General features: G+C 49.6%; 5 protein-coding genes. All 5 read left to right on the top strand.

Annotation, left to right across the window (positions count from 1 at the left end):
* The first annotated feature begins 309 nt into the window (after positions 1-309).
* On the top strand, positions 310-933 hold the full coding sequence (gene clpP / locus J1785_RS19345) for an ATP-dependent Clp endopeptidase proteolytic subunit ClpP (protein ID WP_013576640.1): 624 nt from the start codon (positions 310-312) through the stop codon (positions 931-933).
* A 208-nt stretch (positions 934-1,141) separates the two neighbouring features.
* Positions 1,142-2,416 carry an ATP-dependent protease ATP-binding subunit ClpX gene (clpX, locus tag J1785_RS19340; RefSeq protein WP_095924953.1) on the top strand — a complete coding sequence of 425 codons (1,275 nt, stop codon included), beginning with the start codon at positions 1,142-1,144 and terminating at the stop codon, positions 2,414-2,416.
* 191 nt (positions 2,417-2,607) lie between these two features.
* Entirely contained in the window at positions 2,608-4,962 is a 2,355-nt protein-coding gene (gene lon, locus J1785_RS19335; protein WP_129952837.1) for an endopeptidase La, read from the top strand.
* Between the two features lie 216 nt (positions 4,963-5,178).
* Positions 5,179-5,454: a nucleoid-associated protein HU-beta gene (hupB, locus tag J1785_RS19330; RefSeq protein WP_013576637.1), complete on the top strand. Its 276-nt coding sequence runs from the start codon at positions 5,179-5,181 to the stop codon at positions 5,452-5,454.
* Positions 5,455-5,619: 165 nt separating this feature from the next.
* Positions 5,620-7,500, top strand: coding sequence for a peptidylprolyl isomerase (gene ppiD, locus J1785_RS19325; protein WP_129952836.1), 1,881 nt, complete (start codon positions 5,620-5,622; stop codon positions 7,498-7,500).
* Positions 7,501-7,633 lie beyond the last annotated feature (133 nt).

Genomic DNA, 7,633 nt, shown 5'->3' with positions numbered 1-7,633 from the left:
GTTGTTTTTGCACTATATTTATCAATATAAGGCACAGCCGACGTAGAAACCGTTGACCGCCCCCCTCAGGATGGTTTTTTACGGAGCCTGGGGCGCATCAAAAAAAGAAATGTCCCTGCAGGCTTGAAAAAGGGGGCAATTTCCCCCATTGATAAGAACTAACCCAGGTAAATTTGTACTTAAAATCTGACTGATAAACACCGTCAGGCGTGTAAATGGCGACTTGGCCGCTTGAGCATAGTCATGTGTGCCTATCTCAAGTAGAATTGATGTTAAATAGCGCCAAACAGAATCTATTAGGAGACGGTTATGTCATACAGTGGTGAAAGAGAGCAATTTGCACCAAACATGGCGTTGGTACCCATGGTGGTTGAGCAAACTTCACGGGGCGAGCGTTCATACGACATCTTCTCCCGTCTGCTTAAGGAACGTATTATCTTCCTGACCGGCCAGGTGGAAGACCATATGGCTAACCTGATTGTTGCCCAGATGCTATTCCTGGAAGCAGAAAGCCCGGAAAAAGACATTTATTTGTATATCAACTCACCGGGTGGCGTGATCACTGCCGGTATGTCGATTTATGACACCATGCAGTTTATCAAACCAGATGTCAGCACGATTTGTATGGGACAAGCATGTTCAATGGGTGCATTCCTGCTGACCGCCGGGGCTGAAGGCAAACGTTTTTGCCTGCCAAACTCACGGGTAATGATCCACCAGCCACTGGGTGGTTTCCAGGGTCAGGCGACAGATATCGAAATCCACGCTAAAGAAATCCTGAAAGTGAAATCTCGTATGAATGAACTGATGGCGAAACATACGGGAAAATCTCTTGAAGAAATAGAGCGTGACACTGAGCGTGATCGTTTCCTGTCCGCTGATGAGGCTGTACAGTACGGGTTAGTAGACTCCGTATTTACCCATCGCGCCTGACGGCTTATTTCTGCCGGGCTGATGGTCTATAGTTATACTCATACGGTCGTCTCAACGGCAGAGCTTTAGCCACTAAAGCTCTGCTGAAATGAGTCATAACAGGAATGAACAGACATCAGCCAAACAAACATGCGGCTGTTGTGTAATATAGTGGTGTCGTGGTGTTATTGTTACGCTGCGGGACTGATACCAGAGAAGAGGTTTACTGATGACAGATAAGCGCAAAGACGGTTCAGGAAAGCTGCTGTACTGCTCTTTTTGCGGCAAAAGCCAGCATGAAGTTCGTAAGCTGATTGCCGGGCCGTCAGTGTATATCTGCGATGAATGTGTCGATTTATGTAATGACATTATTCGCGAAGAGATCAAAGAAGTCGCGCCACACCGTGAACGCAGTGCACTACCGACGCCGCATGAAATCCGTCAGCACCTTGACGATTATGTTATCGGCCAGGAACCTGCGAAAAAAGTGCTGGCAGTGGCGGTCTATAATCACTACAAGCGCCTGCGTAATGGCGATACCAGCAACGGTATCGAATTAGGTAAGAGCAACATTCTGCTGATCGGGCCGACCGGTAGTGGTAAAACGCTGCTGGCTGAAACCCTGGCACGTTTCCTGGATGTGCCATTTACGATGGCCGATGCGACCACCCTGACCGAAGCCGGTTATGTGGGGGAAGACGTCGAAAATATCATTCAGAAACTGCTACAGAAATGCGATTACGATGTTCAGAAAGCGCAACGCGGTATTGTTTATATCGATGAAATCGACAAGATTTCCCGCAAATCGGACAACCCATCGATCACGCGTGACGTGTCCGGTGAAGGTGTTCAGCAGGCGCTGTTGAAACTGATTGAAGGCACGGTGGCTGCCGTTCCACCGCAAGGCGGACGCAAGCATCCACAGCAGGAATTCCTGCAGGTTGATACCTCGAAAATTCTGTTTATCTGTGGCGGTGCTTTTGCCGGCCTGGATAAAGTCATCGGACAGCGTATCAATACCAATACCGGTATCGGTTTCGGTGCCGAAGTGAAAGGCAAAGAGCAGAAAGCGACGGAAGGTCAGTTACTGGCTCAGGCAGAACCTGAAGATTTGATCAAATTTGGCCTGATCCCAGAGTTCATTGGCCGTCTGCCCGTGGTGGCGACCCTGAGTGAGCTGAATGAAGAAGCTCTGATTCAGATTCTGAAAGAGCCGAAAAATGCGCTGACTAAGCAATATCAGGCATTGTTCAATCTGGAAGGCGTTGAACTGGAATTCCGGGACGAAGCACTGACGGCGATCGCGAAAAAAGCCATGGTCCGTAAAACCGGGGCCCGCGGTCTGCGTTCCATTGTGGAAGCTGCATTGCTGGATACTATGTATGATCTGCCATCTCTCGAAGATGTCGAGAAAGTGGTTATTGATGAATCCGTGATTGCGGGTCAGTCAGAACCTCTGATGATTTATGGCAAACCAGAAGCGCAACAAGCATCTGGCGAATAATTAGCCAATCTATCCAGAGAGTTAGCCACGAAATGGGGGATTTTGTCCCCCATTTTTTTTTCGCACATTCTTATCGTTGAATGTCGGACATTCATCCCCATATACTCAGTTAACGACTTGCTGAAACCCGTCTGACTCGTGTTTCACGAGATTTCCTTAACCTGGCGGAAGCTAAACTAAGAGAGAGCTCTATGAACCCTGAGCGTTCTGAACGCATAGAAATCCCCGTATTGCCTCTGCGCGATGTGGTGGTTTATCCGCACATGGTGATCCCGTTGTTTGTTGGCAGGGAAAAATCGATACGATGCCTCGAAGCCGCAATGGATCACGACAAAAAAATCATGCTGGTGGCCCAGAAAGAAGCCTCAACAGATGAGCCGGGCGTTAACGATCTCTTCTCCGTGGGTACGGTTGCCTCAATATTACAAATGCTGAAGCTCCCGGACGGCACGGTCAAAGTGCTGGTGGAAGGGTTACAACGCGCGCGTATTACGACACTTTCTGACAGTGGCGAGCATTTTGCTGCCCAGGCGGAATACCTGGAATCTCCGGCTGTGGATGAACGCGAGCAGGAAGTTCTGGTGCGTACTGCGATTAATCAGTTTGAAGGTTACATCAAGCTGAACAAAAAGATCCCGCCGGAAGTGCTGACTTCGCTCAACAGCATTGAAGACGCTGCACGTCTGGCTGATACCATCGCTGCACATATGCCACTGAAACTCGCTGACAAACAATCTGTGTTGGAAATGTTTGATATCACCGAGCGTCTGGAATATCTGATGGCGATGATGGAATCGGAAATTGACCTGTTGCAGGTTGAGAAACGCATTCGCAATCGTGTCAAAAAACAGATGGAAAAAAGTCAGCGTGAGTACTATCTGAACGAGCAAATGAAAGCGATTCAGAAAGAACTCGGTGAAATGGATGACACACCTGACGAACACGAAGCGCTGAAACGCAAAATCGAAGCGGCCAAAATGCCGAAAGATGCGCGTGAAAAAACCGAAGCTGAGCTGCAAAAACTGAAAATGATGTCGCCGATGTCCGCCGAGGCCACGGTTGTCCGTGGTTATATCGACTGGATGCTTCAGGTGCCATGGAATGCCCGCAGCAAAGTTAAAAAGGACTTGCGCAAAGCACAGGAAGTTCTGGATACCGACCATTATGGTCTGGAGCGTGTCAAAGACCGCATTCTGGAATATCTCGCTGTGCAGAGTCGTGTCAGCAAAATTAAAGGGCCTATCCTCTGTCTGGTGGGGCCTCCGGGCGTGGGTAAAACCTCACTGGGTCAGTCAATCGCACGCGCGACTGGCCGTCAGTATGTGCGAATGGCGCTGGGTGGCGTACGTGATGAAGCGGAAATCCGCGGTCACCGTCGTACCTATATCGGTTCCATGCCGGGCAAACTGATCCAAAAAATGGCTAAAGTAGGGGTTAAAAACCCGCTGTTCCTGCTTGATGAGATCGACAAGATGTCATCGGATATGCGTGGCGATCCGGCCTCTGCCTTGCTGGAAGTCTTGGATCCGGAACAAAACGTGGCGTTCAACGATCACTATCTGGAAGTCGATTATGACCTGTCAGATGTGATGTTTGTGGCGACCTCTAACTCCATGAATATCCCGGCTCCGCTGCTGGACCGTATGGAAGTGATTCGTCTTTCCGGTTATACCGAAGACGAAAAATTGAACATCGCCAAACAGCATCTGTTACCGAAGCAGCTTGAACGCAATGCGCTTAAGCAGAACGAACTGACTGTGGATGACAGCGCAATCATCGGTATTATCCGTTTCTATACCCGTGAAGCGGGTGTACGTAGTCTGGAACGTGAGTTGTCGAAACTGTGCCGTAAAGCGGTTAAGCAATTGCTGATGGATAAAGACACCAAGCATATTGAAATCAACGGCGACAACCTGAAAGATTTCCTGGGTGTGCAGAAGGTCGATTATGGCCGTGCTGATACCGAAAACCGTGTAGGTCAGGTTACAGGTCTGGCGTGGACCGAAGTGGGTGGCGAACTGCTGACCATCGAAACGGCCTGCGTACCGGGCAAAGGTAAGCTGACTTATACCGGTTCTCTGGGGGAAGTCATGCAGGAATCTATTCAGGCCGCGCTGACGGTTGTCCGTTCACGTGCAGACAAACTGGGTATTAACCCTGACTTCTACGAAAAACGTGATATTCACGTTCACGTACCAGAAGGGGCAACGCCAAAAGACGGTCCGAGTGCGGGTATTGCTATGTGTACCGCGCTGGTGTCTTGTCTGACAGGCAACCCCGTTCGTGCAGATGTTGCGATGACCGGTGAAATCACGCTGCGTGGTCTGGTTCTGCCAATTGGTGGTCTGAAAGAAAAACTGCTGGCAGCCCATCGTGGCGGCATTAAAGTGGTTCTGATCCCGGACGACAATAAACGTGATCTGGAAGAAATTCCGGCAAACGTGCTGGCAGATCTTGAGATCCATCCGGTAAAACGCATTGATGATGTTTTGAACATTGCACTGCAAAATCCGGCCTACGGCGCATTGCCGGTGGCAGCAAAATAGTGACTTCAGCTTACACAGTTGAATAAAACTGAGGCTGGCAGGTGAAATCTCACTTGCCAGCTTTTTTTTGTGCCGTTAACTTAGTCAACGGTCATAGAGTTTCAGGCTGCTTTCAGTCGCTTGCATCGCTCTGACAAGATTGATATAACAGCAGCGCGGTCACGTCCGTAGGGAAAATGCGCCGTGATGAACGAATTTTAAGAGGGGATGATAAGAGTGAATAAGTCACAATTGATCGACAAAATTGCTGCAGGCGCTGATATTTCTAAAGCCGCAGCGGGACGTGTTTTAGATGCTGTTCTTGCATCTGTCACTGACACCCTGAAAGCTGGGGATGAAGTAGCTCTGGTTGGTTTTGGGACTTTCTCTGTGCGCGAACGTTCAGCACGTACTGGTCGTAACCCACAGACCGGTAAAGAAATCAGCATTGCAGCGGCTAAAGTGCCTGGCTTCCGTGCAGGTAAAGCGCTGAAAGATGCCGTTAACGGTTAATTACCCGCAGACTGACGTCGAAACTGTGTGAAGCGCATCACTGATGCTTTTTCATTCAGGTCTGGTTGTTAAACAATAACCTGACGTCATCGGGCTGGTAAGGTAAGATATAAGGCGCATCGAAAACGGTGCGCTTTTTTTATTACAGCGGAGTGTTGCCACACTATGATGGACAATTTACGCGCGGCCGCCAATCACGTCGTGCTCAAAATCATTCTGGCCCTGATTATTCTGTCCTTTATTTTGACAGGGGTGGGCAACTACCTGATCGGCGGTTCAGGCGACTATGCAGCGAAAGTGAATGGTCAGGAAATAGGACGTGCTCAGCTGGAACAGGCAGTTCAAAACCAGCGTAGCCGTTTGCAACAGCAGCTTGGAGATCAATTCTCTGCGCTTGCGGGCAGCGACGGTTATATGCAGCAATTACGCCAGGAATCCCTGAGCAATCTGATTGATGTCACTTTGCTGGATCAGTATTCCAAAAAATTAGGCATTACTGTCAGCGATCAGCAGATCAAAGACGCGATTATTGCCACCCCGCAATTCCAGACTGACGGGCGTTTCGACAACGCTAAATATCTGCAAAGCATCCAGGGTATGGGATACACCGCCGATAATTTTGCGCAGCTGATGAAACAACAACTCATCAGTCAGCAGCTGGAACAGGCCTATGGCCGGTCCGATTTCGTTCTGCCTGTGGAAAGCAAATCATTGGGTGAGCTGATTCTTCAGAGCCGTGATGTGCAGACTGCCACAGTGGATACCGATGCACTGGCAGCTAAACAGCAGGTCACTGATGCTGAATTGCAGGCATTCTACGATCAGAACAAGAACAACTTCCTCTCGCCTGAACAGGTGAAAGTCAGCTACATCGAAATGGATGCAGCGGCCATGCAGGGGAAAACAGATGTGTCGGATGCGGATATCAGCGCTTATTACGACCAGCATAAAAGCGAATTTGGTCAGCCTGAACGACGTCGCTACAGCGTTATTGTCCTGAAATCTCAGGCTGATGCTGATGCTGTGGCCGCCGAGCTGAAAAAAGGCACCGATTTCGCGGCGCTGGCTAAGTCTAAATCGACCGACACCCTGAGTGCCAAACAGGGGGGAGATCTGGGCTGGATGGAACCTGAAACCACGTTACCCGAATTTAAAAATGCCAATCTGACTACGAAAGGTCAGGTCTCTGGTGTGATTAAATCTGACAGCGGCTTCTTCATTCTGCGCCTTGATGATGTGACGCCTGAGCAGGTCAAACCGTTAGCTGACGTTCGCAACACGATTGCAGACAAGCTTAAACAAGAGAAATCACTGGATGCTTACTACGCGCTGCAACAGAAAGTCAGCGAAGCGGCAACCAATGACAACGAATCTCTGGCCTCAGCTGAAGAAGTTGCCGGTACGAAAGCGGTTCATACTGACTGGTTCACCCAAAATCAAATCCCGGCAGGTATTAATTTTAAACCTGTGGTACAGGCGATTTTCGACGGTGGCCTGATTGGTCAGGACGGTTCTCCGGGCAGTAACTCAGACATTATTACCGTTGATGGTGACCGGGCCTTTGTGGTTCGCGTGGATGCGCATAAAGCTGAAGGGGTCAAACCTTTCGCTGACGTGAAAGATCAGGTGACGACGCTGGTGAAGCGGCAGAAAGCACAGGATCAGGCGCGGATGGAAGGCGAGAAATTACTGACCGCGTTGAAAGATGGCAAAGGCGATGATGCCATGAAAGCTGCTGGCCTGACATTTGGCGCAGTCCAGAAAGTACAACGCAGCCAGCAACCTTCCGCATTCGAAGAAAACGTCTACGCGCTGCCTCATCCTCAGAAAGACAAGCCGGTTTATGGCCTGACTCAGGACGATAAAGGCAACAGCGTACTGGTCAAACTGAATGCGGTGACGCCAGGCACCCTTCCTGACGCCGATGCAGTACGTTTTAATCAGGAAATGCAACAGACCTCCTCGAATGTGACTTTTGATGCGCTACTGACCAACCTGCGCCAGGAAGCGAAAATCAAATACGGTTCTGCTGCACAAAACCAGTAAACGCCGCAAAGTTTTGCAACGCGTTGCAACAAACAAAAGGCCGCTTCCGCGGCCTTTTCCACATTTGAAAGTTGCCCATTGTCCGCTTTCTTTGCCTGATGCACTCTCTCCGTGCTGTCAAACACATGGAGGA

This window comes from Rahnella perminowiae, from assembly GCF_019049755.1.
GTDB lineage: Bacteria > Pseudomonadota > Gammaproteobacteria > Enterobacterales > Enterobacteriaceae > Rahnella > Rahnella perminowiae.
The sequence above is the reverse complement of the archived record's forward strand: the minus strand, read 5'-3'. Positions and strand labels throughout refer to the sequence as shown.